At 72.1% G+C, this 26,223-nt stretch carries 29 protein-coding genes; 9 read left to right on the top strand and 20 right to left on the bottom strand.

The genetic code is table 11. The features are described 5' to 3' along the window. Positions 1 to 28: 28 nt before the first annotated feature. From ACVWW9_RS04050 to ACVWW9_RS04035, 4 genes are all read right to left on the bottom strand, one after another. A complete protein-coding gene (locus ACVWW9_RS04050; protein ID WP_456514480.1) occupies positions 29 to 1,282 on the bottom strand; it encodes a M24 family metallopeptidase in 1,254 nt (417 codons plus the stop codon). Next, the gene (locus ACVWW9_RS04045; RefSeq protein ID WP_456514479.1) at positions 1,279 to 2,571 is read right to left on the bottom strand and encodes an MFS transporter; all 1,293 of its coding nucleotides are present in this window, start codon (positions 2,569 to 2,571) and stop codon (positions 1,279 to 1,281) included. Before ACVWW9_RS04045 ends, ACVWW9_RS04050 begins: the two co-directional genes overlap by 4 nt. Before the next feature lie 88 nt (positions 2,572 to 2,659). Further along, positions 2,660 to 3,556 (bottom strand): LysR family transcriptional regulator, encoded by an 897-nt coding sequence (locus tag ACVWW9_RS04040; RefSeq protein WP_456514478.1) that lies wholly within the window; start codon positions 3,554 to 3,556, stop codon positions 2,660 to 2,662. Positions 3,557 to 3,579: 23 nt separating this feature from the next. Continuing rightward, positions 3,580 to 3,945, bottom strand: a complete 366-nt coding sequence (locus tag ACVWW9_RS04035) for a MerR family transcriptional regulator (RefSeq protein WP_456514477.1) — start codon at positions 3,943 to 3,945, stop codon at positions 3,580 to 3,582. Between the two features lie 175 nt (positions 3,946 to 4,120). Between ACVWW9_RS04035 and ACVWW9_RS04030 the strand changes: the two genes are divergently transcribed. From ACVWW9_RS04030 to ACVWW9_RS04020, 3 genes are all read left to right on the top strand, one after another. Next, the gene (locus ACVWW9_RS04030) at positions 4,121 to 5,623 is read left to right on the top strand and encodes a SulP family inorganic anion transporter (protein WP_456514476.1); all 1,503 of its coding nucleotides are present in this window, start codon (positions 4,121 to 4,123) and stop codon (positions 5,621 to 5,623) included. Between the two features lie 25 nt (positions 5,624 to 5,648). Continuing rightward, positions 5,649 to 6,401 (top strand): SDR family NAD(P)-dependent oxidoreductase, encoded by a 753-nt coding sequence (locus ACVWW9_RS04025; RefSeq protein ID WP_456514475.1) that lies wholly within the window; start codon positions 5,649 to 5,651, stop codon positions 6,399 to 6,401. A gap of 132 nt (positions 6,402 to 6,533) precedes the next feature. Then, positions 6,534 to 8,012, top strand: a complete 1,479-nt coding sequence (locus ACVWW9_RS04020; RefSeq protein WP_456514474.1) for an amino acid permease — start codon at positions 6,534 to 6,536, stop codon at positions 8,010 to 8,012. A gap of 84 nt (positions 8,013 to 8,096) precedes the next feature. On the opposite strand, the gene ACVWW9_RS04015 is transcribed toward ACVWW9_RS04020, so the two are convergent. The 6 genes from ACVWW9_RS04015 to ACVWW9_RS03990 form a co-directional block, all read right to left on the bottom strand. Beyond that, positions 8,097 to 8,807, bottom strand: a complete 711-nt coding sequence (locus ACVWW9_RS04015) for a DUF4396 domain-containing protein (RefSeq protein ID WP_456514473.1) — start codon at positions 8,805 to 8,807, stop codon at positions 8,097 to 8,099. A gap of 57 nt (positions 8,808 to 8,864) precedes the next feature. Continuing rightward, a complete protein-coding gene (locus ACVWW9_RS04010; protein WP_123696423.1) occupies positions 8,865 to 9,056 on the bottom strand; it encodes a helix-turn-helix transcriptional regulator in 192 nt (63 codons plus the stop codon). Continuing rightward, a complete protein-coding gene (locus ACVWW9_RS04005; RefSeq protein WP_456514472.1) occupies positions 9,056 to 9,526 on the bottom strand; it encodes a hypothetical protein in 471 nt (156 codons plus the stop codon). The genes ACVWW9_RS04010 and ACVWW9_RS04005 overlap by 1 nt, the downstream gene beginning before the upstream one ends. 163 nt (positions 9,527 to 9,689) lie before the next feature. Next, positions 9,690 to 10,406, bottom strand: coding sequence for a GOLPH3/VPS74 family protein (locus tag ACVWW9_RS04000; protein ID WP_456514471.1), 717 nt, complete (start codon positions 10,404 to 10,406; stop codon positions 9,690 to 9,692). Between the two features lie 31 nt (positions 10,407 to 10,437). After that, the gene (locus tag ACVWW9_RS03995) at positions 10,438 to 11,010 is read right to left on the bottom strand and encodes a small multidrug efflux protein (RefSeq protein ID WP_456514470.1); all 573 of its coding nucleotides are present in this window, start codon (positions 11,008 to 11,010) and stop codon (positions 10,438 to 10,440) included. Between the two features lie 152 nt (positions 11,011 to 11,162). Next, positions 11,163 to 11,933 (bottom strand): MerR family transcriptional regulator, encoded by a 771-nt coding sequence (locus tag ACVWW9_RS03990; protein WP_456514469.1) that lies wholly within the window; start codon positions 11,931 to 11,933, stop codon positions 11,163 to 11,165. Between the two features lie 143 nt (positions 11,934 to 12,076). Here ACVWW9_RS03990 and ACVWW9_RS03985 point away from each other — a divergent pair, with 143 nt between their 5' ends. After that, positions 12,077 to 12,490 (top strand): TIGR03618 family F420-dependent PPOX class oxidoreductase, encoded by a 414-nt coding sequence (locus tag ACVWW9_RS03985; RefSeq protein ID WP_456514468.1) that lies wholly within the window; start codon positions 12,077 to 12,079, stop codon positions 12,488 to 12,490. Positions 12,491 to 12,523: 33 nt separating this feature from the next. Here ACVWW9_RS03985 and ACVWW9_RS03980 read toward each other — a convergent pair whose 3' ends face one another. Continuing rightward, entirely contained in the window at positions 12,524 to 12,736 is a 213-nt protein-coding gene (locus ACVWW9_RS03980; RefSeq protein WP_456514467.1) for a hypothetical protein, read from the bottom strand. Positions 12,737 to 13,036: 300 nt separating this feature from the next. Here ACVWW9_RS03980 and ACVWW9_RS03975 point away from each other — a divergent pair, with 300 nt between their 5' ends. The 3 genes from ACVWW9_RS03975 to ACVWW9_RS03965 all read left to right on the top strand — a co-directional run bounded on the left by ACVWW9_RS03975 (position 13,037) and on the right by ACVWW9_RS03965 (position 15,368). Continuing rightward, complete coding sequence (locus ACVWW9_RS03975; RefSeq protein WP_456514466.1) at positions 13,037 to 13,510, top strand: transporter substrate-binding domain-containing protein; 474 nt, start codon at positions 13,037 to 13,039, stop codon at positions 13,508 to 13,510. After that, a complete protein-coding gene (locus ACVWW9_RS03970; RefSeq protein ID WP_456514465.1) occupies positions 13,507 to 14,505 on the top strand; it encodes a cation transporter in 999 nt (332 codons plus the stop codon). The genes ACVWW9_RS03975 and ACVWW9_RS03970 overlap by 4 nt, the downstream gene beginning before the upstream one ends. 179 nt (positions 14,506 to 14,684) lie before the next feature. Further along, positions 14,685 to 15,368 carry a DNA alkylation repair protein gene (locus tag ACVWW9_RS03965; RefSeq protein WP_456514464.1) on the top strand — a complete coding sequence of 228 codons (684 nt, stop codon included), beginning with the start codon at positions 14,685 to 14,687 and terminating at the stop codon, positions 15,366 to 15,368. A 9-nt stretch (positions 15,369 to 15,377) separates the two neighbouring features. On the opposite strand, the gene ACVWW9_RS03960 is transcribed toward ACVWW9_RS03965, so the two are convergent. The 6 genes from ACVWW9_RS03960 to ACVWW9_RS03935 all read right to left on the bottom strand — a co-directional run bounded on the left by ACVWW9_RS03960 (position 15,378) and on the right by ACVWW9_RS03935 (position 21,322). Then, entirely contained in the window at positions 15,378 to 16,358 is a 981-nt protein-coding gene (locus ACVWW9_RS03960; protein WP_456514463.1) for a glycosyltransferase, read from the bottom strand. Positions 16,359 to 16,389: 31 nt separating this feature from the next. Beyond that, complete coding sequence (locus ACVWW9_RS03955) at positions 16,390 to 17,688, bottom strand: M18 family aminopeptidase (protein WP_456514462.1); 1,299 nt, start codon at positions 17,686 to 17,688, stop codon at positions 16,390 to 16,392. Positions 17,689 to 17,875: 187 nt separating this feature from the next. Beyond that, complete coding sequence (locus ACVWW9_RS03950; RefSeq protein ID WP_456514461.1) at positions 17,876 to 18,808, bottom strand: SDR family oxidoreductase; 933 nt, start codon at positions 18,806 to 18,808, stop codon at positions 17,876 to 17,878. A 105-nt stretch (positions 18,809 to 18,913) separates the two neighbouring features. Next, complete coding sequence (locus tag ACVWW9_RS03945; protein ID WP_456514460.1) at positions 18,914 to 19,432, bottom strand: LapA family protein; 519 nt, start codon at positions 19,430 to 19,432, stop codon at positions 18,914 to 18,916. Between the two features lie 82 nt (positions 19,433 to 19,514). Then, entirely contained in the window at positions 19,515 to 19,739 is a 225-nt protein-coding gene (locus ACVWW9_RS03940; protein WP_456514459.1) for a putative acetyltransferase, read from the bottom strand. A gap of 98 nt (positions 19,740 to 19,837) precedes the next feature. Beyond that, entirely contained in the window at positions 19,838 to 21,322 is a 1,485-nt protein-coding gene (locus tag ACVWW9_RS03935; protein ID WP_456515402.1) for an SDR family NAD(P)-dependent oxidoreductase, read from the bottom strand. Positions 21,323 to 21,432: 110 nt separating this feature from the next. On the opposite strand from ACVWW9_RS03935, the gene ACVWW9_RS03930 reads away from it, so the two are divergent. Next, positions 21,433 to 23,934, top strand: a complete 2,502-nt coding sequence (locus tag ACVWW9_RS03930; protein ID WP_456514458.1) for a DEAD/DEAH box helicase — start codon at positions 21,433 to 21,435, stop codon at positions 23,932 to 23,934. 76 nt (positions 23,935 to 24,010) lie between these two features. Here the strand turns inward: ACVWW9_RS03930 and ACVWW9_RS03925 are convergent, their stop codons facing one another. Next, the gene (locus tag ACVWW9_RS03925) at positions 24,011 to 24,592 is read right to left on the bottom strand and encodes a dihydrofolate reductase family protein (protein WP_456514457.1); all 582 of its coding nucleotides are present in this window, start codon (positions 24,590 to 24,592) and stop codon (positions 24,011 to 24,013) included. 113 nt (positions 24,593 to 24,705) lie between these two features. Between ACVWW9_RS03925 and ACVWW9_RS03920 the strand changes: the two genes are divergently transcribed. Next, a complete protein-coding gene (locus ACVWW9_RS03920; RefSeq protein WP_456514456.1) occupies positions 24,706 to 25,146 on the top strand; it encodes a nitroreductase family deazaflavin-dependent oxidoreductase in 441 nt (146 codons plus the stop codon). 45 nt (positions 25,147 to 25,191) lie between these two features. Here the strand turns inward: ACVWW9_RS03920 and ACVWW9_RS03915 are convergent, their stop codons facing one another. Beyond that, positions 25,192 to 25,818: an SDR family NAD(P)-dependent oxidoreductase gene (locus tag ACVWW9_RS03915; protein WP_456514455.1), complete on the bottom strand. Its 627-nt coding sequence runs from the start codon at positions 25,816 to 25,818 to the stop codon at positions 25,192 to 25,194. Positions 25,819 to 25,862: 44 nt separating this feature from the next. Next, positions 25,863 to 26,192 (bottom strand): hypothetical protein, encoded by a 330-nt coding sequence (locus ACVWW9_RS03910; RefSeq protein WP_456514454.1) that lies wholly within the window; start codon positions 26,190 to 26,192, stop codon positions 25,863 to 25,865. Positions 26,193 to 26,223 lie beyond the last annotated feature (31 nt).

Below are 26,223 nucleotides of genomic sequence, written 5' to 3'. Positions count from 1 at the left end.
GGCGCCCCACGGGCGCGGTCGGGTGCGGTCAGCCGCGCGGCTCGACGACCGTGAGGTCGTGCGGGAGCGTGTGCAGCAGCTCGGCGCCGTCGTCGCGGATCACGACCAGGTCCTCGATCATGATGGCGCCGACATCCGGGGTGTACGTGGGCACCTCGACGGCGAAGACCATGCCGGGCTCGACGAGCACATCGCACCCGGGGCCGATGAAGGGCGGCTCCTCGTGGAAGGTGTCGATGCCGATCGAGTGGCCGACGTGGCCGCGGTTGAAGGTCGGATAGCCGTGGCTGTGCACGTGGCCGATCGCGTTGACGAACGCGTCGCCGATGCGCGCGCCCGGCACGAGCGACTCGCGCGCGATGCGCTGCGCATCGGCGAGCACGTCGTAGAGCCGCTGCTGCTCGGCGCTCGGCTGCCCGAAGGCGAACGTGCGGCCGCCGTCGCTGCGGTAGCCGTGCACAGTCGTGCCGCAGTCGAACTTCACGAGGTCGCCGGCCGCGAGACCGCCCGCGGTGCTGCCGTAGCCGGCCGAGGTCGTGCCGCCGACGGTGGGGAGCACCCAGCTGTCGGTGTAGCCCGCGAACCGGGGCTCGCCCATCGCGGCCGTCGCGACCGAGATCTGGTACGCCGCGCGGATGTCGGAGGCGGTCATGCCCTCGCGCGCGAGCTCCATCGCGCCGACCATGCCGCGCTCCGAGAGCTCGACGGCCGTGCGCAGGCGCTCGACCTCCCACTCCTGCTTGATGAGCCGCACCTCGTAGACGTCGTCGGTGAAGTCCTCCCACTGCACCTCGGGCGCGACCCGCTGCAGCCGCTGCCACGTGTCGAGCGTCATGTGCGGCAGGTCGGTCGCTACGCGGCCGCTCGCCATGCCGAGCGAGCGCAGGGCCTCGCCCGCGAGCCGGTCGAGCTCGAGCGCGTCCCACTGCTCGGGCCGCTGCGCGACCGGGGCCGACGGATGCGACATCTGCTCGGCAGTCGAGAGGTCGACCCACAGGCGGTAGGTCATGAGCTCGACGCCCGGAGCGGCCGCTCGCGCCGTCTTCTCCTCGAAGTCACCGAGCATGAGCGTGACGGGCAGCGCCTCGTCGGCGGGGACGAAGGCGAGCACCGTGCCGTGCAGCCGCCACCACTCCGAGACGAAGTAGCTGCGGAACCCGGTCGTGTAGAGCAGGTTCGACGGCGTGAAGGCGACGTAGCCCGCGAGGCCGCGGGCCTTGAGGCGCGCCCGGATCTGCGCGATCGCGCTGTCGGTGGATGCGTCGGTGATGGTCGTGCTCATGCGAGCTCCTTCCGCGTCGTCTCGCGTGCGAGCAGCGACGCGACGACGGCGATGACGGCGGTGATGGCGACGTAGACGCTCACCGAGAACGTGGTGCCGAACGACTGCGTCAGCAGCGTGGCGAGGAACGGGGCGAGCGCGCCGCCCGCGATGCCGGCGATCTGGTAGCCGAAGCTCGAGCCGGTCGAGCGCACCTTGGTCGGGAACATCTCGGTGATGAACGCGGCCATCGGGCCGTACATGATGCCCTGCGCGGCGATGCCGGCGGCGATCGCGACGACGGCGAGCGCCTGGCTGCCGGTGTCGATGAGCGGCCATGCGACGAAGGCCCACACGCCCACCGCGATCGCACCCGCGACGTAGACGGGGCGGCGGCCGACGCGGTCGGAGATGTGGGCGCTCACGGGGATGATGAAGAACTGCAGGAGGCATCCGACGATGACCCCCGTGAGGCCGACGCTCGCGGGCATGTCGAGGGTGCCGGTGGTGTACGAGAGGGCGAAGACGGCGAAGACGTAGTACGAGACGTCGCTCGCGATGCGCAGGCCGACCGTCAGCAGCACCTGCCGCCAGTGGCCGCGGAGCATGGTGCGCAGCGGCGTCTTCTCGCGCTCCTCGACGTTGAAGAGCGGCGACTCCGCGACCGTGGCGCGGATCCAGAAGCTCAGGAGCACGAGCACGGCGCTCGCGAGGAACGGAACGCGCCAGCCCCAGGCGATGAACGCGTCCTCCGACAGTGTCGCCTGCATGACGAACAGCGCGCCGACGGCCAGCAGGTTGCCGGCAGGCACCCCGAGCTGCATCCAGGAGGCGATGAGGCCGCGGCCGTGCGCGCGCCCGGCGCCGTCGGCGTGCTCGGCCGACAGCGTGGCCGCGCCGCCCCACTCGCCGCCGAGGCCGAGGCCCTGGACGATGCGCAGCAGCACGAGGAGTGCCGGCGCCCAGTAGCCGATGGTGTCGAAGCCGGGCACGCATCCGATGAGGAAGGTGCCGATGCCCATGACGAGCAGCGTCGCGATGAGCACGTTCTTGCGGCCGATCACGTCGCCCAGTGCGCCGAAGACGATGCCGCCCAGCGGCCGGACCACGAAGGCGACGCCGTAGGTCATGAAGGAGAGCAGCAGGGCGATGCCGGGCTCCGACTGGGGGAAGAACACCTGGGGGAAGACGAGCGCCGCCGCCGAGCCGAAGAGGAAGAAGTCGTACCACTCGATGCTGGTGCCCGCGAACGTGGACAGCACGACGCGGCGGAGTGAGGTCGGCGCAGAGCGCTCGGTCGTGGTGCTCACGGGTGGACCTTTCGTCGATGGGAAGGTGGTCGCACGCTACCCAGCGCGGTCGATCACCGTCCAATATCGAAACCAGCCGATTCGATGCCTATCGGGAATGTTCGCGCTGGATAGGTGTGGATGGCAGGTGCTCGAGCACCCGCCGCGCGGCAAGCGGAGTCATGCCTGGGTTGCTCGCCACGGCGAGCGGCACGGGCGCCGGTCGGTCGAGCGGCACGTAGGTGACGCCGGGGATGGCGACGCGCTCCGCGGATGCGGGCACGACGCTCACGCCGATGCCGAGCGCCACCTGGCCCAGGATCGTCGTGACGTGCTCTGCGCTCTCGATCGGAGCGAACTCGATGCCGGCCTGCTGGAAGAACCTGGCGACGCGATCCCAGTAGCCGGTGCCGGAGGTGCGCGGGAAGAGCACGACGGGATGCTCGCTGAGGTCGGCAGCCGAGACGGCGGGCAGCGCGCACAGCCTGCTCGTGTCGGGCACCGCCGCGACGAACTCCTCGACCCACACCGTCTCGACCCGCAGGCCGTCGGCGATCGGCGGCCGGACGAATCCCAGCTGCACCTCGCCCACGCGGAGCGCGTCGACGAGCTCCGGCGTCTCGAGCTCGTCGACCTGCAGCACGATGTCGGGGAGCGCTGCCCGGACGGGTGCGAGCAGGCGGGGGAGCGCCTCGTAGAACGCCGAGCCGACCGCTCCGATGCGCACGACGCCCTGCGCACCGGCGCGCAGCTGCTCGGCGTCGCGCTGCATCGCGCGCCAGCCCCCGAGCATGCGCCGCGCGTGCCCGAGCAGCTCGTGGCCGGCACTTGTGAGCGCGACCCCGCCGGGGCCGCGGGTGAAGAGGTCGACGCCCAGCTCGGCCTCGATCTTCTGGATGCGCTTCGTGAGCGCCGGCTGCGCGATGCTCAAGCGCAGCGCGGCCCGGTTGAAGTGCAGCTCCTCGGCCAGCACCACGAGGCACTCCAGATCCCGCACGTCGAGCATGCGCCCAGTCTGGCGCGAGTCGGCTAACGACCGGCCGTGGGTCGGATGCGCTGCAGCAGGTCGTCCGCGTCGGAGAGCTGCCGGGCGAGCTTCTCGCGCCGCTCGTGCATCTCGGTGCGGAACCACTCGGCGCGCTCCGCGGGCAGTGCCGCGAGCGGGTCGGCCGGGGAGCCCTCGATCGCATCGGCCAGCTCCGCGAGCTCCTCGAGCGAGAAGCCGAATGGCTTCATGCGCATGATCAGCCGCACGCGCTCCTCATCGGCCTCCGTGTAGAGGCGGAAGCCTCCGTCCGTGCGGCCGGACGCGTGCACGAGCCCGACGTCGTCCCAGTGGCGGAGGGAGCGCAGCGACAGCCCGACGCGCTCCGCCAGCTCGCCGATGTGCATCATGTCGTCCGCCCTCCGATCGCCACTAACCCTACCGTGACGTTAGGGTAGAGTCGTCCGCGGTCGAGATCTCGACCGACGCCGTCCCCTCGCTCCTGCGATGGACGCGCCCGCGCGAAGCCGCGTCCCACTCTTCCCCTCGCCGCGGCATGCCCGCGAGCCCTCCCGAGGAGCCTCCATGGCCACCACCACCCCGATGCGCGAGCGCTACCGCGACGACCCGTCCGTGCTGACGGTGCTCAAGAGCCCGCGGCTGCTGACGCGCGAGGCGCTCGCCGGGCTCGTCGTCGCGCTCGCGCTCATCCCCGAGGCCATCTCGTTCTCGATCATCGCGGGCGTCGACCCGCGCGTCGGGCTCTTCTCGAGCTTCGTGATGGCCGTGACGATCGCCTTCGTCGGCGGGCGGCCCGCCATGATCAGCGCCGCCACCGGCGCCGTCGCCCTCGTGATCGCGCCGATCATGCGCGACCATGGCTTCGACTACTTCATCGCCACCGTGCTGCTCGCCGGCGTGATGCAGATCGTGCTCGCGCTGCTCGGCGTCGCTCGGCTCATGCGCTTCATCCCGCGCAGCGTGATGGTGGGCTTCGTCAACGCGCTCGCGATCCTCGTGCTCATCGCGCAGCTGCCCCACCTCTTCGGCGTGCCGTGGCTCGTCTACCCGCTCGTCGTCGTCGGCGTCGCGGTGATCGTCCTGATCCCGCGCCTGCAGAAGGTCGTGCCGTCGCCGCTCATCGCGGTCGCGCTGCTCACCTCCGCGGTGCTCGTCTTCGGCTGGTCGGTGCCCAACGTCGGCGACCAGGGGGAGCTGCCGCGCAGCCTGCCCGAGCTCTTCGTGCCGCAGGTGCCGCTCACGCTCGAGACGCTCGGCATCATCGCGCCGACCGCGTTCGCGATGGCGCTCGTCGGCCTCATGGAATCGCTCCTCACCGCCAAGCTCGTCGACGACATCACCGACACCCGCTCGAACAAGACGCGCGAGTCGTGGGGCCAGGGCGTCGCCAACCTGCTCTCGGGCGTCTTCGGCGGCATGGGCGGCTGCGCCGTCATCGGCCAGACGATGATCAACGTGAAGGTCTCCGGCGCCCGCTCGCGCGTCTCCACCTTCCTCGCCGGCGTCTTCGTGCTCGTGCTCGTCGTGGCGCTCGGCGACGTCGTCGCGCTCATCCCGATGGCGGCGCTCGTCGCGGTCATGATCATGGTCGTCGTCAGCACCTTCGACTGGCACAGCATCCGGCCCTCGACGCTCAAGCGGATGCCCGTCTCCGAGACGCTCGTGATGGTGGTCACCGTCGTGGTCGTCGTCATCACGCACAACCTGGCGATCGGCGTCATCGTCGGCGTCATCACCGCGATGGTGCTCTTCGCCCGCCGGGTCGCGCACTTCCAGACGGTGACCCGCACGGTGACGGATGCGGCGGCGCACTACGCCGTCGAGGGCGAGCTGTTCTGGGCCTCGTCGAACGACCTCACGACGCAGTTCTCCTACACGGATGACCCGGCGCACGTCGTGATCGACCTCTCCCGCTCGCACATCTGGGACGCCTCCACCGTCGCCGCGCTCGACGCGATCGAGACGAAGTACGCGCGGCTCGGCAAAGCGGTCGAGCTGCGCGGGCTCAACGCCGCGAGCTCCGGCATGCGTGAACGGCTGACCGGGCAGCTGGGCGCCGAGGGCTGACGCAGCCCCGACGTAGGCTGGCGGCGTGTCAGCAGAGCAGTCGCGCGTCGCGCTCGTCACCGGCGCGACCTCGGGCATCGGCGTCGAGATCTCCCGCCGGCTCGTCGAGGACGGGCTGCGAGTCGTCATCAGCGGGCGCTCGCGCGAGCGGGGCGAGGCGGTCGCGGCTGACATCGGCGCTCGCTTCATCGCCGCCGACCTGACGGCGCCGGGCGCCGCCGACGAGCTGGTCGCCGCCACCGTCGCCGCCGAGGGCCGGCTCGACGTGCTCGTCAACAACGCCGCGATCGACCACACCGGTTGGCTGCTCGACACCCCCGACGACGAGATCCGCGTGACCTTCGAGACGAACGTCTTCGCGGCCATCGCCTGCCTGCAGGCGGCAGGCAGGGCGATGCGCGACGCCGGCCGCGGCGGCTCGATCATCAACATCACGTCGCGCCTCGCGAGCATCGGCGTGCCGACGATGAGCGTCTACAGCGCGAGCAAGGGCGCGATGCTCGCGCTCACGACCGCCGCCGCCGTCGAGCTCGCGCCGCACGACATCCGCGTGAACGCCGTGGCGCCCGGGATGACGCGCACGCCGCTCTACGAATCGTGGGTCGCGTCGCAGGACGATCCGGCCGCCACCGAGCAGCGCGTGGCGGCGGCGATCCCGCTCCAGCGCATCGCGACGCCACAGGATGTGGCCGCGACGGTCGCGTTCCTGGCGAGCCCGGGTGCTGCCTACATCACCGGCACGTCCATCCCGGTCGACGGCGGCTACCTGGCGCAATAGGAGGAATCGTCACCATTCGTGATGTTTCAGCCTCGTGACGTATCTCCGATCGCGCTCGATCGGATGCGTACGATCAGGTGTCGCCGCGGCTCCTGCTGCTCGCGGCTCACCCGCAGCAGAAGGAGCGCTCACGTGGCACGCGATCCCATCACCGGCCCGAGCGCGAGCTCGCCGTACGACAGCCCCGTCTCGCCGGAGACCTCCGCCGGCGTCATCGTCACCAAGAAGCTCAAGTCGCGGCACGTCACGATGATCGCCCTCGGCGGCATCATCGGCGCGAGCCTCTTCGTCGGCTCGGCCAACATCATCATCGCGGCCGGCCCCGCGGCGACGCTCTCGTACCTCGCCGGCGGCATGATCGTCTTCCTCGCCATGCGGATGCTCGGCGAGATGGCCGCTGCACGCCCGGCCGTCGGCTCCTTCATGGAGTACGCCCGCGTCGGTCTCGGCGACTGGGCGGCCTACATCGTCGGCTGGCTCTACTGGTACTTCTGGGTCGGCGTCATCGCCTACGAGGCCGTCGTCGGCGGCGGCATGATCGCCGAGTGGTTCCCCGCCGTGCCCGCATGGGTCGGCTCGCTCGTGCTGCTCGCGATCTTCGTCACGACCAACCTCGTGTCGCTCCGCTCCTTCGGCGAGACCGAGTTCTGGCTCGCGAGCATCAAGGTCGTCGCGATCGTCGTCTTCCTCGCCGCCGGCCTGCTCTTCGCCTTCGGGCTGTGGCCCGGATCCTCGATCTCGATCCCGAACCTCTGGGAGCACGGTGGCTTCATGCCCAACGGCTTCGGCGTCGTCATCTCGTCGATCGCGCTCGTGCTCTTCGCCTACTTCGGCGCGGAGATCGCCGTCATGGCGGCGGCCGAGTCGGAGGACCCGGCCAAGGGCATCCGCCAGGCGGCCAACACCGTCATCTGGCGCGTGATGCTCTTCTACGTCGGCGCGGTGCTCATCATCGTGACGGTCGTCCCCTGGAACGAGCTGCCCTCGCCCGACGAGATCGCGCCGTTCGCCTACGTCTTCAGCCTGCTCGGCATCCCCGGCGCCGAGGCGATCATGACGCTCGTCATCTTCACCGCGGTCATCTCGGTGCTGAACTCCGGCACCTACTCCGCCTCGCGGATGTTCGCCGCGCTGTCGGAGCAGCGGCTCGCCCCGGCGATCATGTCGAAGCGCTCGAAGCGGGGCGTGCCCGTCTTCGCGGTGCTCGCGTCGACCGCCGGCGGCCTGGTCGCGACGCTCGTCAACTTCATCGCGCCGAGCTCGGGCATCTACGACTTCATCATGAACTCCACGGGTCTCGTGGCGCTCTTCGTCTTCGTCTTCATCGCGGTGACGCAGTGGCGCCTGCGCCTCGCGATGACGCCGGAGCAGCGCGGCGCGCTCACGCTCAAGGTGTGGATGTTCCCGGTGCTCAACGTGCTGCTCATCGCGGCGGCGATCGGCATCGTGTTCATCATGCTCGGCACGGAGTCGGGCCGCGCGCAGGTGCTGACGAGCTTCATCGCCGTCGGAGCGCTCGCCATCTTCTGGCCGATCGTGCGGAAGAACCTGCGCCGCGCGCGGGCCGAGGGCGTGATCGAGCCGGAGCCGGAGCCGACACCGATCGGCTGACCGGCTGACCGGCTGACCGGACTGACCGGTCGAGAAGGGGGAGGGGCGGATGCCCTTCCCCCTTCTTCTCGTTCCGGCGTCGCCCTACCCGTGCGCGCCCATCCCGCCGCCGAGCGTCGCGGCAGCCGCCACGAGCAGGCCGCCGAGCATGAAGCTGACAATGACGCCGACGAGGAAGCCGGACGACAGGTCCGGGATGAAGCGACGGGCGCCCACCGCGGGCTGGGCGCCGTGGTGGTACTGATGGGTCAGCGCGTGCCCCTTCCCGCGCTGCAGCAGCACGCGATTGACGGGGTAGGCGGCGAAGAACGCGACGGTGAGCGCGATCATCATCCCGATCCAGAAGACGGGGTTGACGAGCCCCGCGTCCATCGCACCTGGGATCAGCGCCATCACGCCGTTGTCGACGAGCTCCATGGTCGCGATCGAGAGGGTGTCCGCAGCGAGCACGACGCCCAGGGCGGTGCCGAGCGAGAGGCCGGCCTTGAGGAGCGGCAGGGTCGAGAGCGCGTAGCCGAAGAGGAACGCCAGGCCCACCGCGAGCACGACGGTCCACAGTGACGACAGGCCGATCGCGGTGCCGATCACGAGCCCCAAGATCTCGCCGATCGCGCATCCGGTCAGGCAGTGGAGCGTCGCGCTGGCCGCCATCCGGTTGATGCCGCCCGCGCTGCCGCCGGCATGCTCGTGCTCATGGCCCGCCTCGCTCGAGGCGACGTGCTCCCCGTGGTGCTCCGCGTGGTGCTCCGCGGCGTGCTCCGCGTGGTGCTGTCCGTGGTCGTGATCCATCGCCATGTCGGTACGGTCGCACCTGCGGGAGCGCGCGTCAACGCGCCGCGGACCGGATGCACGTCACTCGGGCGAGAACAGATCCTCGATGCGGCACTCGAAGACCGCGGCCAGCCGGAACGCCACCGGGAGCGAAGGGTCGAAGCGACCCTTCTCGATCGAGATCACCGTCTGGCGCGAGACGCCCAGCTCGTCGGCCAGTCGCTGCTGCGACCAGCCGCGCGCCTGACGGCGCTCCGGCAGCGCGTTGCGCATCAGGCGCCCGCGCGCTTCGCGAGCAGGTAGCGCACGGCGAAGTCCAGGGCGATGAGCACCGCGAGCGCGAGCAGCAGCATGCCGGTGTCGACCTGCACGCGGGTGATCGAGAAGACCGCGGCGGCGAGGCCCACCGTGACGAAGACGTCGAGGAAGGCGCTGCGGGCTGCGGAGTCGTACCAGGCGGACTCGACCGAGTCCTCGGGGCGCTCCACCGCATCCGGCAGGCTCGAGCGGTCGACGAGCACGGCCCACGCGAGCGCGGCCGCGACGGGCAGGGTGACGAGTGCCATCACGGTGAACCGGAGGCCCGCATCGCCTGGCTCGCCCAGCAGCGCGAAGCCGGCGCCGAGTCCGGCGGCCAGCGCAGCTCCGATGAGCACCGTGACCAGGATCAGGGCGGCGCTGCCTCCGCCGAAGCGTGCGCGGCCGAAGCGCGCGGAGGTGCGGGACGAGGAGGAGCTGGTCACGGGGTGCCTTCCGGAGGAGTGGTCGATGTCAAGGTCGCTTGACTGTTCCTGTCAGCGTAGAGACAAGTGACCTTGACAGTCAAGCGCGCTTGACGTCGCCCCGTTGAGGGCAGCCCCGCGGGCGGACGTGCCGCGGGTGACCTCGTCGAGTCGAGGTGGCGCGCTACGCGCGCGGCAGCACCGCCGCGGCCACGACCACGTTGTTCACGACGATCGCCGTCATGGTGCGCGCGACCGCGTGCGCGGCCGCGTCCGCGCCCCAGTCGCCCTGCTCGAGCTGCTTCGCACGCTCGATCACCGGGGTGTCCCACGGGATCTCGCGGTCGAGCTGCGGCAGCACGCCGCTCGCCGAGACCAGCGCGGCGAGCGCCGCGATCCGCGGCGTCGGATCGGCCCCGTCCACGAGCACAGCGCGCACGGCGGCCAGCAGCGCGGCGCGACGGTCGCCGCCGTCGCCCAGCAGCACATCCGTCGTGAACAGGCCGAGCGACCTGCGCTGCTCGCGCTGGATGTCGCCGCGCTCGACGAGGCGCTCCAGCACGGGTGCGCGCAGGGTCGGGCCGATGGCGGCGAGCACCGTCTGGACGCCGCGCGGTCGCTGCGCCACGTGCTCCCACGCCGTGCGCAGCAGGGCGTCCGCCGGAGGGTTGGCGGCCACCGCGCCGACGCGTGCGGCTCGCGTCGACTCCTCTGCGCGGACGTGCTCGCCGAGCGCGAGCTCGGCCAGCACCGCGCCCGCGAGGGCGTAGAAGAGCGTGCCCTCGCCGGCGATGTGGCCGGTGCCGGAGCGCCCTCCTGATCCTGGCTGGAACAGCAGCAGCATCAGGTCCTCGGCGAGGGTCGGGTCGACGGGCTGGTCCGGATCGTCCGCGGTGTGCATACGAGTTCCTCTCGGGGTCGGTGTGGATGCGTCAGGCCAGCAGCGCCGAGACGGCGAGCCAGGCGGCGACGGTGGTGAGCGTGGTCCAGAGCACGATCGCGATGGCCTGCCACAGCAGCACCCAGCCGCGGGGCACGCCGGAGGCGACGAGCGTCGCGGCGGTGAAGTGCGTGGGGATCGCGAGCGGGCCGAGCAAACTCGCGCCCGGCACGCCGAAGCGCACCAGCCAGCGCTTGAGGCGCTGCTTGCCCTTGGACTCCGGCTTCGCCGGCGTGGCCGGATCGTCGCCCTCGAGGGTCATGACGGCGCCGGCCTCGCCGCCGGCGGACGTGGCGCCGGATCGAGCGCCGCGCCGCGCCGTCAGGGTCTCCCTCGTGCGGGAGGTGAGCATGACGACGGCGAGCACGGCGAGCAGGTTGCCGGTCGCGGCGGCGATGCCCGCCACGATCGGATGGATGCCGCCGATGATGCCGATCGGCGAACCGCCCTCACCCTCGATGAAGGGGATCATGCCGGCGAGCATGACGATGAAGGGCTGCAGCAGCTCGGGCACAGCGGCCACGAGCTCCTGGAAGCCGATGACGAGGTCTTCGATCGGGTTCACGGTGCTCCTTGGGTGAGATCAGGCGCCGAGATCTCGGCGCGTGACCCAGTAGGCACTGTGTTCCCACCACAGGGTCAAGCGCGCCCGCGGCGGTGCGCCCGCAGCCGATCGCTCCACCTGTCGCAGGGCGGTGAGCGAGGTGCAGGCGGCGGTCAGGAGCCGGGCTCGTCCTCCGGGTCGCCGTCCGCCGCGTCGGCCCGCTGCAGCCGCGATCGCGCGATCGCGTCGCTGCGGGCGAGCACATCGAGCTGCGCCGGGTTGTAGAGCTCGACCACGGCGCTGACGAAGGCCTCCGTCGTCGCCTCGGCGCTGTGCCGCGACCGAGCGACGGGGTCGAGCACCCAGGGGTAGTCGCGCATGTGCTGCTCCATGGCCGGCGCGAGCGCCTCGGCGACGCGCTGGCGGGTCGCGTCGTCCGCATCCGGCCCGAGCGCGTTGAACGCCGCCTCCGCGCTGTCACCGACCTCGGCCTCGACCATGCGGCGCAGATCCGCGAGGGCGTCCTCGTCGTAGAGCTGCGCGTAGAGGTGCAGCATCGAGCTGTCGGCGGACGAGAGCTGCGCGGAGACCGACTCGAAGCCGCGCGGGCCGTCAGCGGGCCCGTTGCCCCGAAGGATGGCCGCGATGTCCTGGCGCGCCCGCTGCAGCTGCTCGATCTGCTCGGCGAGATGGGCGTCGACCGCGAGCAGCGCCTCAGGCGTGCGCTCGACCTCGCTGCTGATGCCTGAGATCTGCGCGAGCGGGACACCGAGGTCGACGAGGCGCCGGATGCGCAGCAGCCGCACCACGTGCTGCACGCCGTACTGCTTGTAGCCGTTGACGGTGCGCTCCGGCAGCTTGAGCAGCCCGAGCCGGTGGTAGTGCCGCACCGTGTTGACGGTCGTGCCGGTGAGGTCGGCGAGCTGCCGCGTGCTCCAGGCCATCGGCTGCCTCCCTCGCAGGTGCTGGCTCGACCCTACCCACCGGTGCGAAGGGCGGGACGGCTTCCACGCCCGGCGGAGGCGCCCTCGCTAGCCTGGCTCGCGCGGGCGGGACGCGCCGCGCGCTGACGAGGGGACCGCATCCGATGCAGGCATGGACCGACATCGCCCACCACTTCTCGACGACCGCCGTCGCGCACCTCGCGACGCTCGAGCCGGATGGCGCGCCGCAGGTCGTGCCGCTGTGGATCGACCGGCACGGCGACGACGGCCTCGTCTTCTTCACGATCGCCGGCTCGCGCAAGGACCGGAACATCGGCCGCGATCCACGGGTCGCGGTCTCGATCACCGCACCGGATGACGCCTACGTGATGGCCACGGTGCGCGGCGAGGTCACCGCTCGCATCGACGGCGAGGAGGGGATGGCGATCGTCGACCGGCTCTCGGTGAAGTACACGGGGGAGCCGTACGCGGAGCGGGAGGGCTTCGTCGCGTTCGTGATCCGTCCGCGGAAGTGGTCTGCGATCGACTACGGTGCCGCGGACTCGACGGCGAGCTAGCGGCCGGCTCCCCGCTGCTCGTGCGCGTCGTGCTCAGCCCACGCGCTGCGAGATGAGGCAGCGCTCGCAGCCGTTGGCGCGCCCGTAGAACGCGGTCGCGAGGCGCACAGCGCTCGCACCCCCGTCATGTGGGCCGAGCTCTCGCCGGTCCGCCTCGTCGGGCAGGCAGCTCCAGATGCTGGCGCGGTCATGGACCTGGTGGTCGCCGTGCTCGTCGGCGCGCCGGTTGACGACGTAGTGGGGCATCGGGGGCTCCTTCGCTGTGGATGCGGACTCCTTGGCTCGACGCTCGCCGGTCGGCCGGGTGCTCGTCCAGCGCTCGGGTGCACTGCTTGAGGAACGCTTGGACGCTGCAGAAGAGGCAAGCGAACGCTGTGTGCAAACGGTGTCCGGCATGAAGCCCGAGGGCCTCGCCTCGCGGTAGTGCGGCCGCTGCATCGCACCGCCCGGCCTCTCCATCGCGCGCCGCCCGACGTCGGCGGCGCTCCAGGATTCGCGATGCGAACGCGCAGGGTGCGTTGACGCTGCTTCGCTATCGTCGGCCGCATGCGGAGGGCATGGGGAGCAGGGGTCGCGGTGGCCGTGACGGCGGTGCTGCTGACGGGATGCGCGACCGTGCCCGCCGATCCGGACGGCACCCTCGAGCGCGTCCAGGGCGGGGTGCTGCGCGTCGGCGTGACCGAGAACGCGCCGTGGGTCGAGCTGAGCGACGGCGGCGACCCGTCGGGCACCGAGCCGGCGCTCATCCTCGAGTTCGCGGAGCGGCTCGACGCCGAGGTCGAGTGGACGCCGGGCAGCGAGGCGACGCTCGCGGAAGCGCTCGAGGCTGGCGAGCTCGACCTCGTCATCGGCGGCTTCGTCGAGGACACGCCCTGGACCGAGTTCGGCGCCTCCACCCGCCCCTACGTCGAGGCCGGCACCGCCGAGGGGACCGACAAGCACGTGATGCTCGCGCCACTCGGCGAGAACGCCTTCCTCGTCGCGCTCGAGACCTTCCTCGACGAGCAGGCCGTCTCGTGAACCCGCGCTTCGGCCGCACCGAGCTGCCCGAGCGCCAGGCGAAGGCGCTCCGCAAGGCCATCCGGCTCGAGTGGTACTCGCTGGCGTTCCTCGCGGTCGCGATCACGATGGTCTACCTCGTGATGGGCAGCTCGCAGGCGATGAAGGCTGCCTGGATCGAGGACCTGCTCTCGCTCGCCCCGCCGATCGCGTTCCTGCTCGCGGTGCGGCTCGTGAACAAGACACCGAACCGGAAGTACCCCTACGGCTACCACCGGTCCGTCGGCGTCGCGCACCTCGTCGCGGGCGTCGCGCTCTTCACGATGGGTGCGTTCCTCATCTACGACTCGGCGACGGGCCTCATCACCGCCGAGCATCCGCCGATCGGCTCGGTCGTGCTGTTCGGGCAGACCGTGTGGCTCGGCTGGCTGATGATGGGCGCGATGGCGCTCACGATCCCGCTGCCGATCTACTTCGGCCGGGCGAAGATGCGGCTCGCCGAGGAGCTGCACGACAAGGTGCTGTACGCCGACGCCGACATGAACAAGGCCGACTGGATGACTGCGGCCGGCTCGATCGTGGGCGTCGCGGGCATCGGGCTCGGGCTCTGGTGGACCGACGCGGCGGCCGCGCTCTTCATCGCCGCGAGCATCCTCTCGGACGGCTTCAAGAACATGAAGGCCGCCATCACCGACCTCATGGACACGCGGGCGACCACGTTCGACGACGGCCGGCCGCATCCGGATGCAGCGAAGGTCGACGCCTATCTCGAGAGCCTGCCGTGGGTGGCGCGGGCCGGCTCCCGGGTGCGCGACCAGGGGCACGTCTTCCACGTCGAGGCGTTCGTCGTGCCGCACCGGGGCATGATGCCGACGCTCACGGAGCTCCTGGACGCGCGCGACGGCTGCATCGACCTGGACTGGAAGGTGCAGGACATCGTGCTCGTGCCGATCGATGAGCTGCCGGAGGAGGTCGGGGGGCCCGACCGCAGCCGGCAGTCGGAGCGGAACCGGTAGGGCGTCAGTGGTGGCGACGCCGCGCGGGGCTTCGCCGGGCTGAGGTAAGGCGCAGCATTGTGCAACAGGCTGTTGCACAGACGGCTCGTCGATGACGACGCGGCACGGACCGTGCCGCGCGTGCCCGAGCGGCGCCGCCGCATCCGCTCCTAGGCTGAGCGGGACACGAGGAGGCCGTGATGTCGGAGACCGTGCCGGAACTGCTCGCGGAGCTCGCCGCGCTCGACGACCCGCGCGCCCGCGAGGTGAACGAGCGCCATGGCGACGACCATGGCGTCAACCTCGGCAAGCTGCGCGCGATCGCGAAGCGGCTGAAGACGCAGCACGAGCTCGCGCTCGAGCTGTGGGCGACGGACGAGACCGCCGCGCGGCTGCTCGCGCTGCTCATCTGCCGGCCGAAGGCCTACGCGCGCGACGAGCTCGACCGCATGCTGCGCGAGGCGCGCGCGCCGAAGGTGCACGACTGGCTCGTGAACTACGTCGTGAAGAAGCACCCGGAGGCCGAGGCGCTGCGGCTGCGGTGGGTCGACGACGCGGATCCGGTGGTCGCGAGCGCCGGATGGGCGCTGACGAGCGAGCGCGTCGCGAAGCGGCCCGAGGGGCTCGACCTCGACGGGCTGCTCGACACGATCGAGGCCGAGATGCGCGAGGCGCCCGATCGGCTGCAGTGGGCGATGAACACGTGCCTCGCGACGATCGGCATCTCCCACGCGGAGCACCGCGCGCGGGCGATCGCGATCGGCGAGCGGCTCGAGGTGCTGAAGGACTACCCGACGCCGCCGAACTGCACGTCGCCGTTCGCGCCGATCTGGATCGAAGAGATCGTGCGGCGGCAGGACGTGGTCGCGCTGCAGGTCGGCTGAGCAGCACGCTCAGCAGATGGGCCGATCGGCTCCGGGTGTGCCGGGCTGCTCGGCCCGACGCAGCGCCCGCATCGACGAGGCCGAGTGGCGCAGCCGGCCGCCGGCATACGGCACGCCGCCAGCCGCCCGCCAGACGAGGGCGATCCACGCGGTGATCGCCCGCTCCGCGACCCACGCCGGCGCCCAGAACGCTGCGGTCGGCCCGTACACCCGCCGACCGCCGGCGGCGCGTCGCCCGCGCTCGGCGATGGCGACGGCGGCAGCAGCCCACCCGACGTAGCCGCCCGGCGCCCTGGCCTGCAGCAGCAGGGCGGGCAGCAGCGCGAGCTCGGCCGCGAGCCGCCAGGGCTGCGCCTGCGAGTCGTACGCCTGCCGCACGCGCTGCGATCGGAAGTGCCGCGCACTCGGCGGGCGCCGCTCGACGAAGACGTCCTTCGCCCGCTCGATCGTCCCGCCGCGCGCGGCGACGGTGCGCAGCAGCTCGAAGTTCTCGAACAGCACGTCGCCGCGGTAGCCGCCGGCAGCGAAGGTGCGCCGCACGGCGACCGTGCCCGCGTAGTCGGCGCCGAACGCCCGGTTGACCAGCGACCTCGCCGTGTCCCAGCGCGCGTGCCAGGGCAGCGGCCGGAAGTGGTTCTGCGGCATGACGATGCCGGCGCGGTCTAGCCGGCGCACGACCTCCGCGAGGCCCCGTTCGTCGTAGCGGACGTCGTCGTCGGCGATCACGACGCGGTCGCGAAGCGTCGCCCGGATGCCCGTCAGCACCCCCGCCACCTTGCCGTTCGGGCACGGCGGCCCCTCCGGCCAGATGTGGCGCACGAGCCCCGACCACGCCGCATCGTGCTCCGCGAACACCGGCGCGTCCGAGCCGTCGACGACCACGACATCCGCCCACTGGCCCACGCGTGCGAGGTACGCGGTCAGCTCCGGCAGCTCGCGGTGGGACGTCGTGGCGTCCCAGCGCAGCGGGAGGATGTAGTCGACCCGCATGCGCCGCTCGCTCCCGGTCCGCGTCCGGCGGTCACTTCGCCGCGGTGAAGAAGGTGCCCGCCACCGCCCGGAGGTCGTGCAGGTCGCTCACGCCGGCGAGCTCGCGCGCCGAGTGCATCGACAGGATCGGGATGCCGACGTCGACCGTGCGGATGCCGAGCCGCGTCGCCGTGATCGGCCCGATCGTCGAGCCGCACGGCACCGCGTTGTTCGACACGAACGGCTGGCTGGTCACGCCGGCCCCGTCGCACCACGACTGCCAGGCGGCGGCCCCTGCGCCGTCCGTCGCGTAGCGCTGGTTCGCGTTGATCTTCAGGATCGGGCCGGAGCCGAGCACCGGCTGCACGCGGGGATCGTGCTTCTCGGCGTAGTTCGGATGCACGGAGTGGCCGACGTCGCTCGAGACGCACCACGACGCCGCGAGCGCGCGCAGCCGCTCCTCGCGGCTCGCGCCGAGGGCGAGGCCGATGCGCTCGAGCACGTCCTCGAGGAACGGGCCGGCCGCGCCGGAGCGGGTCGCGGAGCCGATCTCCTCGTGGTCGAACACCGCGAGCACGGGGATGTGCGCGGCGTCGAAGCCCTCGGCGGCCGCGGCGAGCGCGACGGTGCCGGCGTGCACGCTCGCGAGGTCGTCGAGCCGCCCGGCGGCGAAGAAGGCGTCGTCCTTGCCGAACACCGCGCCCCGCGCGCTGTCCGCCGTGACGAGGTCGAACCCGCGGATGCGGGCTGCGTCGACGCCGCTCGACGCGGCGACCTCGGCCAGCAGGTCGGCCGACTCGGGCGACCCGAGCCCCCAGACCGGCTGCGTGTGCGCCTGCTTGTCGAGCGTCAGGCCGTCGTTCGCGCCGCGGTCGAGGTGGATGGCCAGCTGCGGGAGCCGGAGCAGCGGTCCCGAGTCGGCGAGCACGTGGCTGCCGTCGTCGAGCACGAGCCGGCCCGCGAGGCGCAGCTCGCGATCGAGCCACGAGTTGAGCAGCGGCCCGCCGTAGACCTCGACGCCCGCTTGCAGCCAGCCGAGCCGGCCGGTGGTCGGCTGCGGCTTGAGCTTGAAGGCGGGGGAGTCGCTGTGGGCGCCGAACACCCGCACGGGCGTCGTGGCGCTCGCGGAGGCGGGCACGATCCAGGCGATCACGGCGCCGTCGCGCACCACGAGGTAGCGGCCCGCGGCCTCGGGCCACGCATCCGCCTCGTCGAGCGCCGTGAAGCCGGTGTCCTGCAGGCGGCGGGCCACCTCGGCGGCCGCGTGGTAGCTCGACGGCGACGCGTCGACGAACGATGCGAGGTCGTCGGCGTGGGCGCGGGCGGTGTCGGACGCGGATGCTGCGGGCACGAAGGGACCTCCTGGGCGACGGGCTCCGATCGTATCGAGCGCTCCCCGCGCTCGCCCCGGGCCGCGCGCCGCCGCACGACCGCGTGCTGTCGATATCAACGGAGCGATTGGTAGCGCGAGGCGATAGTGCCCTCGCGCGACTACCTGCTCCGTTGAGATCCTGCGCAGCGGGCGGGGCGGAGGGCAGTCAGCGGACGGCGACGGAGGTGCGGATGTAGTCGGTGGCCGTGCGCGGCTGGATGCCGGCCGCGCGCAGCGGTGCGTCGTTCGCCGTGCTCGGGTGGGTGTCGCTGAAGAGCGCCATGGCGAGCATCGACGCGAGTGCCGGCTTCATGTTCCACAGCGCCCGCGTCGCGAGGTCAAGCACCCCGCGGGGCACGTGCCGCACGCGCAGCTCCCGCCCGGCCGCCGCGGCGAAGGCGGCGACCACCTCGTTGCGGGTGAGCGCCTCCGGCCCGCCCACCTCGACCACCTTCGGCGGGTCGTCGACGGTCGCGAGGTGCGCGCACAGCGCCGCGAGGTCGTCGGCCGCGATGTAGCGGTGCGCGGCCTGCCCGCGCCCGTAGACGACGGCCTTGCCGTTGCCCGGGTCGATGCCCGAGAGCGGCTCGAGCCAGATCTCCATGAGCATGTCGCTCCGCACGACAACGCTGCGCATCGGCGACGCCGCGAGCGCCTGCTCGGCGTGCCACTTCGCCTCGGTGAGCGGCGCGAGGCGCTCGAGCCCGCGACCCATCCCGGTCGCCGAGACGAACACGAACCGCTGCACCCCCGCCTCGCTCGCCGCCCGGATGAGGTCGAGGTTGCCGGCGAGGTCGACATCGGCGATCGTGAGGTCCTTGTCGCCGTCGAGGATGCGGCTGATCGCGTTCGCCGAGGTGACGACGGTGTCGACGCCCGCGAGCGCGGCGCGCACGCTCGTCGGGCCGCGGAGGTCTCCGCGCGCGATCGTGACGCCGGAAGCCTGCAGCGCCGACGCATCCGTGTCCGGGCGGACGAACGCGCGCACCGGCTGCTCCGCCTCGACGAGGTGCTCGACGATCCGGCTGCCCAGCAGCCCTGTGGCTCCGCAGACCAGGATCATGACGGCTCCCTCTGCGCCGGAGCCGGTCGTGCTCACGACCCGCCGAAGCCCCGACGGTGTGCGCCGAACGCTACTCCGGCGCGCGACCGCTGGACAGGCGAGTCTTCTGCAACTCTGCTGGACCTGCGCCGAGAACCCGCGCTAGCGGATCGCGCGCTTGATGGTCTCGCGCTCCTTCTCGAGCTTCCGCACGCGACGGCTCAGCTTGAAGAGGCGCACGGAGCCGAGCAGCGCGGCGATGAGCACGCCCGCGATCGCCGCGAAGAGCATCGCGACGCCGAGCGGAAGGTTGAACTGGAAGCCGAAGTAGGCGAAGTCGGCGGGCACGTTGTTCTGCAGGATGAAGATGAGCAGCAGCACGAGGATGAGCGTGCCGAGGATGAGCGCGATCCACGTGCCACCGGTGACGCCCTGCCGCTGGTGCGAGTCGAGCGAGGGGTCGAGCGTGATGCGCTTCGGCTCGACGGCGGTCGGCGCGCCCGGGGTCGTCGAATTCCGCGTGGTCGTGTCGTGCCTGGTCGCGCTGCGGTCGGTCGAGGCGTCGGATGCGGTCGCGCCATCGCGCGGCGCGCGGTCGTCGAGTCGCTCGGTGTCGACGCGATCGGGCGTGCCGTCGGCGTCGGCGCGACGCGCGGCGTTGGGGTCGTCGTACTGGGACATGACGCTCTCCTTGCTCGCGGACTGCTGCGGCTCCACGCTAGCCCCGCCCGCCTGGGATCCCGCGGTGGATCGCGGCGCGCGGCTAGCGCGGTCGCCGCTCCGGCGCCGGCGGCACGGTCTTCGCCGCCATGATGTCGGCGATCGCGATGACGACCTCGCCGCGACGCGTCGCGACCGTGCACGACGTCGGGCCGACGGCGATCAGGTCGCCGAGCGCATCCGTCGCCCCGTGGGAGTCACCGTGCAGCCGGTAGCGCACGACGACGCGCGTGCCGGGCGGCAGCGCCCGCAGCTCGGCGGGCGTCATCGCGTCGCGACCACGTCGTCACCGGTGTCTGCGCTCAACAGCACCTGCGCGCACCACGACCTGCACTCACCACGACCTGCACTCACCACGACCTGCGCTCACCACGAGCCGGGCGCGTAGTCCTTGAGGAAGACGCCGAAGAGGTCCTCGCCCGCCTCGCCGCGCACGATCGGGTCGTAGACGCGGGCGGCGCCGTCGACGAGGTCGAGCGGCGCGTGGAAGCCCTCCTCGGCGAGCCGCACCTTGGTGAAGTGCGGGCGCTCGTCGGTGATCCAGCCGGTGTCGACGGCGGTCATGAGGATGCCGTCGCTCTCGAACATCTCGCGCGCGCTCGTGCGGGTGAGCATGTTGAGCGCCGCCTTCGCCATGTTCGTGTGCGGGTGGCCGGGGCCCTTGTAGCCGCGGCCGAAGACGCCCTCCATCGCCGACACGTTGACGACATAGGTCCGGCGGGCGGTCGACGCGGCGAGTGACGGCCGGAGCCGCGAGACGAGCAGGAAGGGCGCCGTCATGTTGGCGAGCTGCACCTCGAGCATCTCGAGCGGCTCGACCTGGTCGACGTGCTGCGTCCAGGAGTTGACGTGCTCCTCGTCGGGCACGAGCCCGCCCGCGTCGATCGCGGTGCCGGCCGCGAGCCGCTCGAGCGAGCTCGAGCCCGCGGCCATCGCCTCGGCGGTGAGCTCGTCGGCCGTGCGGGCGGTGCTCGCGAGCACCGGGTGCGCCGCGACGGATGCGGTGAGCGAGAGCGGATGCGCGTCGTTCGTGTGCCCGAAGGTCACGAGCTCGGGCAGCGGGCCGCCGTTCGGCCCGGTGGCGGGCAGCGGCTCGAGCTCGGCCTCGACGAGCGGCGCGTAGGCGCCCGCGGAGCGGCGGACGGTCTGCGCCGCGTTGTTGATGAGGATGTCGAGCGGACCTGCGGCGGCGACCTCCTCGGCGAGCCCGATCACCTGCGCGGGGTCGCGCAGGTCGATGCCGACGACCTTGAGGCGGTGCAGCCACTCCGCGGAGTCGGGCAGCGACGAGAAGCGGCGCACCGCATCCCGCGGGAAGCGCGTCGTGATCGTCGTGTGGGCGCCGTCGCGGAGCAGCCGCAGCGCGATGTGCATGCCGATCTTGGCGCGGCCGCCGGTGAGCAGCGCGCGCTTGCCGGTCAGGTCGGTGCGGGCGTCGCGCTTCGCGTGGCTCGTCGCCGCGCAGGCGGGGCACAGCTGGTGGTAGAACGCGTCGACGAGCGTGTACTGCTGCTTGCAGATGTAGCAGCCGCGCGAGCGGATGAGCGTGCCGGCGGTGGGCGCTGCGGCCCGCGTCGCGAGCGGGATGCCGCGCGTCTCGTCGTCGATGCGGTCGGGGGCGCCCGTCGCGGTCGCGGCGACCACGGCACGGTCGGCGGCCTGGATGCGCGCGTGCTTCGCCTTGCGGCTCGCGAGCTTGACCTCCTTGAACATGTTGGCGGTCGCCTGCCGCACCGCGACGTAGTGCGGGTCGTCGCGGTCCATGCTGTGGAGCGTCTCGAGCACGCGGAGGGTCGTCGCGACGTCGGCGGCGTCGAGCGTGGCGGGGGCCGCTTCCGCTGCGTCGTCGATTGCCGCGTCGGGCGCCGCCGACTGGTCCGCGGGCGCGCCGGACGGGTCCGAATGATGGGGGAGCACAGGAGATTCTACCGAGCGGCGCGTGGTGCGGGAGGATCGAGTCGATGAGCCTCCTCGACCACGCGCCAGCGACCTGGGATCCCGACGCCGCGTTCGAGGCGTTCGCCGCCTGGTCGGACGAGCGCGGGCTGCCGCTCTACCCGGCGCAGGAGGAGGCGCTCATGGAGATCGTGAGCGGCGCCAACCTCATCCTCTCGACGCCCACCGGCACCGGGAAGTCGCTCGTGGCCGCCGGCGCGCACTTCGCCGCGCTCGCGCAGGGCAAGCGCACCTTCTACACGGCGCCGATCAAGGCGCTCGTGAGCGAGAAGTTCTTCGCGCTCGTCGAGATCTTCGGCGCCGAGAAGGTCGGCATGGTGACGGGGGACTCCTCGGTGAACGCGGATGCGCCGATCATCTGCTGCACCGCGGAGATCCTCGCGAACCTCGCGCTGCGGAACGGCGACGCCGCCGACGTCGACCAGGTCGTCATGGACGAGTTCCACTTCTACGGCGACCCGCAGCGCGGCTGGGCGTGGCAGGTGCCGCTGCTGACGCTGCCGCACGTGCAGTTCGTGCTCATGTCGGCGACCCTCGGCGACGTCACGCGCATCGCCGACGACCTCAGCCGCCGCACCGGTCGCGAGACGGCCGTCGTCACCGGCGTCGAGCGGCCCGTGCCGCTCTCGTACGAGTACGCCATGACGCCCGTGCACGAGACGATCGAGGAGCTGCTGTCCACCCAGCGCGCGCCGGTCTACATCGTGCACTTCTCGCAGGCGGCGGCGCTCGAGCGCGCACAGGCGCTCACCTCGGTGAAGATCATCAGCCGCGAGCAGCGCGACCAGATCGCCGACGCGATCGGCGAGTTCCGCTTCACGACGCGCTTCGGGCAGACGCTCTCGCGGCTCGTCCGCTCGGGGATCGGCGTGCACCACGCCGGCATGCTGCCGAAGTACCGGCGGCTCGTCGAGCAGCTGGCCCAGCAGGCGCTGCTGCGCGTCATCTGCGGCACCGACACGCTCGGCGTCGGCATCAACGTGCCCATCCGCACGGTGCTGCTCACGGGGCTGACGAAGTTCGACGGCACCCGGATGCGCCAGCTGTCGGCGCGCGAGTTCCACCAGATCGCGGGTCGCGCGGGCCGCGCCGGCTACGACACCGCCGGCACGGTGGTGGCGCAGGCGCCCGAGCACGAGGCCGACAACGCGAAGATGCTCGCGAAGGCGGGCGACGACCCCAAGAAGCGGCGCAAGCTCGTGCGCAAGAAGGCGCCAGAGGGCTTCGTGTCGTGGGGCCAGCCGTCGTTCGAGAAGCTCATCGCCGCCGAGCCCGAGCCGCTCACCTCGCACATGCAGGTGAGCCACTCGATGCTGCTCAACGTCATCGGCCGCGGCGGCGACGCGTTCGCCGAGATGCGCGAGCTCATCGCCTCCTCGCACGAGCCGTGGCGGTCGCAGCTCGCGCTCGAGCGGCGGGCGCTCGCGATCTACCGCACGCTGCGCACCGCCGGCGTCGTCGAGCAGCACGCCGATCCGCACGGCGGGCCCGACCGCATCCGCCTCACCGTCGACCTGCAGCCGAACTTCGCGCTCAACCAGCCGCTCTCGCCGTTCGCGCTCGCGGTCATCGACATGCTCGATCCGGCCGACCCGACGCATCCGCTCGACGTCATCTCGGTGATCGAGTCGACGCTCGACGACCCGCGGCCGATCCTGTCGCAGCAGCAGTTCCTCGCGCGCGGCGAGGCGGTCGCGGCGATGAAGGCCGACGGCATCGAGTACGACCAGCGCATGGAGCTGCTCGAGGCGGTCACGCACCCGAAGCCGCTCGACGAGCTGCTCACCGAGGCGCTCGCGGTCTTCGCGTCGTCGCAGCCGTGGGTGTCGGACTTCGCGCTGTCGCCGAAGTCGGTCGTGCGCGACATGTGGGAGCGGGCGATGACGTTCGCCGACTACGTGCAGCACTACGCGCTCGCCCGCAGCGAGGGGCTCGTGCTGCGCTACCTCTCGGATGCGTACCGCGCGATCCGCCAGACGGTGCCGGACGAGGCGAAGACCGACGAGCTGCTCGACCTCATCGAGTGGCTCGGCGAGGTCGTGCGACAGGTCGACTCGAGCCTGCTCGACGAGTGGGAGGAGCTCATGCATCCCACCGCGCCCGGCGAGGCGCCGATCGCGCCGCCGCCACCGCCCTCCGTGGTCGCGAACCCGCGGGCGTTCCGGGTGCTCGTGCGCAACGAGCTGTTCCGGCGCGTGCAGCTCGCGGCGCTCGACAAGCACGAGGAGCTCGGCGAGCTCGACGCGGCCGCCGGCTTCGGCGCCGACGCGTGGGGCGACGCGCTCGACGCCTACTACGAGGAGCACGGGTCGATCGGCACCGGAGCGGATGCGCGCAGCGCCCGGATGCTGCAGATCGACGAGGGGCCGCTCGTCTGGGAGGCGCAGCAGATCCTCGCCGATCCGGCGGGCGACCACGACTGGCGCATCTGGGCGTCGATCGACCTCGCCGCATCCGCGGAGGCCGGCACCGCCGTCGTGCGCGTCACCCGCGTCGGCCGCCTCTGATCCTCGACGTCGCGGGTGGTAGCGCGAGGCTGTGAGGGCGATGCGCGACCACTGGCGACGTTGAGGATCCTGCGGGTCAGGGGGAGAGGACGCGGTAGCGGATGTGCGTGGCGCGCGGGGTGCTGATGACCTCCGCGATCTCGAGCCGGATGGGGGCGGGCAGCAGGTCGAAGAGGCGGCGGCCCGCGCCGAGCAGCAGCGGCACGTGATGGATCTGGATCTCGTCGATCGCCCCCGCCTCGAGCGCGGCCGGCACCCACGCGGCGCCGATCATGTGCACGCGCCGATCGCCCGCGGCCGCCTTCGCCTGGCGGATCGCATCGACCGGGTCGGCGACGTAGTGCACGAGCGGGAAGGCGGCGGCCTCGGCGCTCGGCGCCCGCCGGCTGACGACGAAGATCGGCACGCCCATCCCGTGGTGGTCGCCGCCCCAGTGCGCGGCCTGCTCGGCGGTGCGCCTGCCCGACAGCACCGCGCCGGCGTCGCGGACGGCGTCCATGAGCTCGCGGTCGCGACCGTCGGCGCTGCCCGGATCGTCAGGGTCGCCGATCCAGTCGTGGAGCGAGAAGCCGGCGCCGCCCGGCAGCTGAGGGCTGTCGTCGGGTCCGGCGATGAAGCCGTCGAGCGACATCGACATGTCGAGCACTGCGATGGCCATGGGTCCTCCCGGGGTGCGCCGCTGCATGGACCGTACGTCGGCGGGCCCGCTCGGGCAACGCTCGGGTTCGGTCTCGCGGCCGGGCTACGCTCGCGATGGACGAAGGAGCACGCATGCCATTGACGGGCGAGTACGCACCCAGCACCTCCGAGTGGGCGCGCAAGCAGGCGGAGGCGTTCGAAGCATCCGCCGGCGCCGAGGCCAACACCCTGCGCGGCAAGCCGATCATCCTGCTGACGAGCGTCGGCGCGAGGTCGGGAAAGCTGCGGAAGACCGCGCTCATGCGCGTCGAGCACGAGGGCGAGTACGTCGTCGTCGCCTCGAAGGGCGGCGCCCCGGAGCACCCGGTCTGGTACTACAACCTCAAGCAGCACCCGCTCGTCGAGCTGCAGGACCTCGCGGAGCGCCACGACTACATGGCGCGCGAGCTCGAGCCCGGCGCCGAGCGCGATGCATGGTGGGAGCGCGCGGTCGCCGCGTGGCCCGACTACGCGAACTACCAGGCGAAGACCGACCGCCTCATCCCGCTCTTCCTGCTCACCCGCACCGACTGACTCTCGACGGAGCGGCTGGTCGCAGGAGGGGATACTGCCCTCGCGCTACCGACTGCTCCGTTGAGAGAACTCGGCGGTGAGGTCGGCGGCGAGGGCGGTCACGTCGGTGTGGCCGGCGAAGTCGCGGTCGGGCTGCGCAGCGCGGTCGGCGTCGGAGACGAGGGCCTTCACCCGCTTCACGACCGTGCGGGCCGGGGTCGCGCGCAGCTGGTGGCCGACGGCGGCGAGCCACGCCTCCGCGGCCGCCTTGAGCGCCACGTAGTTGGCGTTGCCGGCCGTCGGGCGCTCGACGCCGGTCGTCGAGATGATCGCGATGACGCCCGCCTCCGAGCGCCCGATCGCGTCGGCGAAGGTGCGGGTGGTGTTGCGCAGCGTGCGCACGACGCGCGCCTCGAGCCACGCCCAGTCCTCGTCGGACTGGCCCGCGAGGCCGCCGCCGCCGCGCCAGCCGCCGACCAGGTGCAGCAGGCCGTCCAGGTCGCCGACCTCCTCACCGAGCTGCCGGACGGCATCCGGGTCGGTGAGGTCGCACTCGAAGCGCTCGCCAGCGTCGACCATGCCGAGCCGGTCGGCGTTCGAGCCGACCGCGATCACGTGGTGCCCCGACTCGAGCAGGGCGGATGCCGTGGCGTGCCCGAGCGCGCTCGTGGCGCCGGCGATGAGGATGCGCATGGCTCCAGTGTGCCGTGCGCGCCCGCTCTCGCGGTCCCGCGCGGTCAGCCGGCCGCGACGACGAGCCCGGCGGCGACCGACACCGCGATGACGCTCGCGCCGACGAGGCTCACCCGCAGCGCGCGGCGGCGCTGCACCGCCAGGACCACGACGGCGACTACCGTCGCGATCCAGACGGCCAGCGGCAGCTGCCAGGTGAGCAGCATCGCCCACGTGCGGGCGGCGCCGCCCTCGGGGTTCGCCGCGAACAGCAGCACGCCCATGACGATGGTCGCGGCGTAGCCGAGCACCGCGACCGCGACGAGCACGGCGGCGCTGCCGAGCAGGTCGGCGGTGCGGCGACTCGTGTCGACCGGCGGGATGAGCGATGCCATGGCGTCAGCGTAGGGGCGAGCCGAGCCGACC

The organism is Agrococcus sp. UYP33, assembly GCF_054060915.1.
This window is presented reverse-complemented; position numbering and strand designations above follow the sequence as displayed.

Bases quoted from the DNA above. Each gene is read 5' to 3' on its own strand.
- ACVWW9_RS04040 (WP_456514478.1), bottom strand. From the start codon at position 3,556: ATGCTCGACGTGCGGGATCTGGAGTGCCTCGTGGTGCTGGCCGAGGAG.
- ACVWW9_RS03910 (WP_456514454.1), bottom strand. From the start codon at position 26,192: ATGGCATCGCTCATCCCGCCGGTCGACACGAGTCGCCGCACCGCCGAC.
- ACVWW9_RS03945 (WP_456514460.1), bottom strand. From the start codon at position 19,432: ATGTCCCAGTACGACGACCCCAACGCCGCGCGTCGCGCCGACGCCGAC.
- ACVWW9_RS03980 (WP_456514467.1), bottom strand. From the start codon at position 12,736: ATGCCCCACTACGTCGTCAACCGGCGCGCCGACGAGCACGGCGACCAC.
- ACVWW9_RS03990 (WP_456514469.1), bottom strand. From the start codon at position 11,933: ATGGCCTGGAGCACGCGGCAGCTCGCCGACCTCACCGGCACGACCGTC.
- ACVWW9_RS03915 (WP_456514455.1), bottom strand. From the start codon at position 25,818: ATGCGCATCCTCATCGCCGGCGCCACGAGCGCGCTCGGGCACGCCACG.
- ACVWW9_RS03960 (WP_456514463.1), bottom strand. From the start codon at position 16,358: ATGCGGGTCGACTACATCCTCCCGCTGCGCTGGGACGCCACGACGTCC.
- ACVWW9_RS04015 (WP_456514473.1), bottom strand. From the start codon at position 8,807: ATGGCGATGGATCACGACCACGGACAGCACCACGCGGAGCACGCCGCG.
- ACVWW9_RS04050 (WP_456514480.1), bottom strand. From the start codon at position 1,282: ATGAGCACGACCATCACCGACGCATCCACCGACAGCGCGATCGCGCAG.
- ACVWW9_RS03930 (WP_456514458.1), top strand. From the start codon at position 21,433: ATGAGCCTCCTCGACCACGCGCCAGCGACCTGGGATCCCGACGCCGCG.
- ACVWW9_RS03975 (WP_456514466.1), top strand. From the start codon at position 13,037: ATGCGGAGGGCATGGGGAGCAGGGGTCGCGGTGGCCGTGACGGCGGTG.
- ACVWW9_RS04035 (WP_456514477.1), bottom strand. From the start codon at position 3,945: ATGATGCACATCGGCGAGCTGGCGGAGCGCGTCGGGCTGTCGCTGCGC.
- ACVWW9_RS03965 (WP_456514464.1), top strand. From the start codon at position 14,685: ATGTCGGAGACCGTGCCGGAACTGCTCGCGGAGCTCGCCGCGCTCGAC.
- ACVWW9_RS03985 (WP_456514468.1), top strand. From the start codon at position 12,077: ATGCAGGCATGGACCGACATCGCCCACCACTTCTCGACGACCGCCGTC.
- ACVWW9_RS04000 (WP_456514471.1), bottom strand. From the start codon at position 10,406: ATGCACACCGCGGACGATCCGGACCAGCCCGTCGACCCGACCCTCGCC.
- ACVWW9_RS04010 (WP_123696423.1), bottom strand. From the start codon at position 9,056: ATGCGCAACGCGCTGCCGGAGCGCCGTCAGGCGCGCGGCTGGTCGCAG.
- ACVWW9_RS03925 (WP_456514457.1), bottom strand. From the start codon at position 24,592: ATGGCCATCGCAGTGCTCGACATGTCGATGTCGCTCGACGGCTTCATC.
- ACVWW9_RS03920 (WP_456514456.1), top strand. From the start codon at position 24,706: ATGCCATTGACGGGCGAGTACGCACCCAGCACCTCCGAGTGGGCGCGC.
- ACVWW9_RS03940 (WP_456514459.1), bottom strand. From the start codon at position 19,739: ATGACGCCCGCCGAGCTGCGGGCGCTGCCGCCCGGCACGCGCGTCGTC.
- ACVWW9_RS04030 (WP_456514476.1), top strand. From the start codon at position 4,121: ATGGCCACCACCACCCCGATGCGCGAGCGCTACCGCGACGACCCGTCC.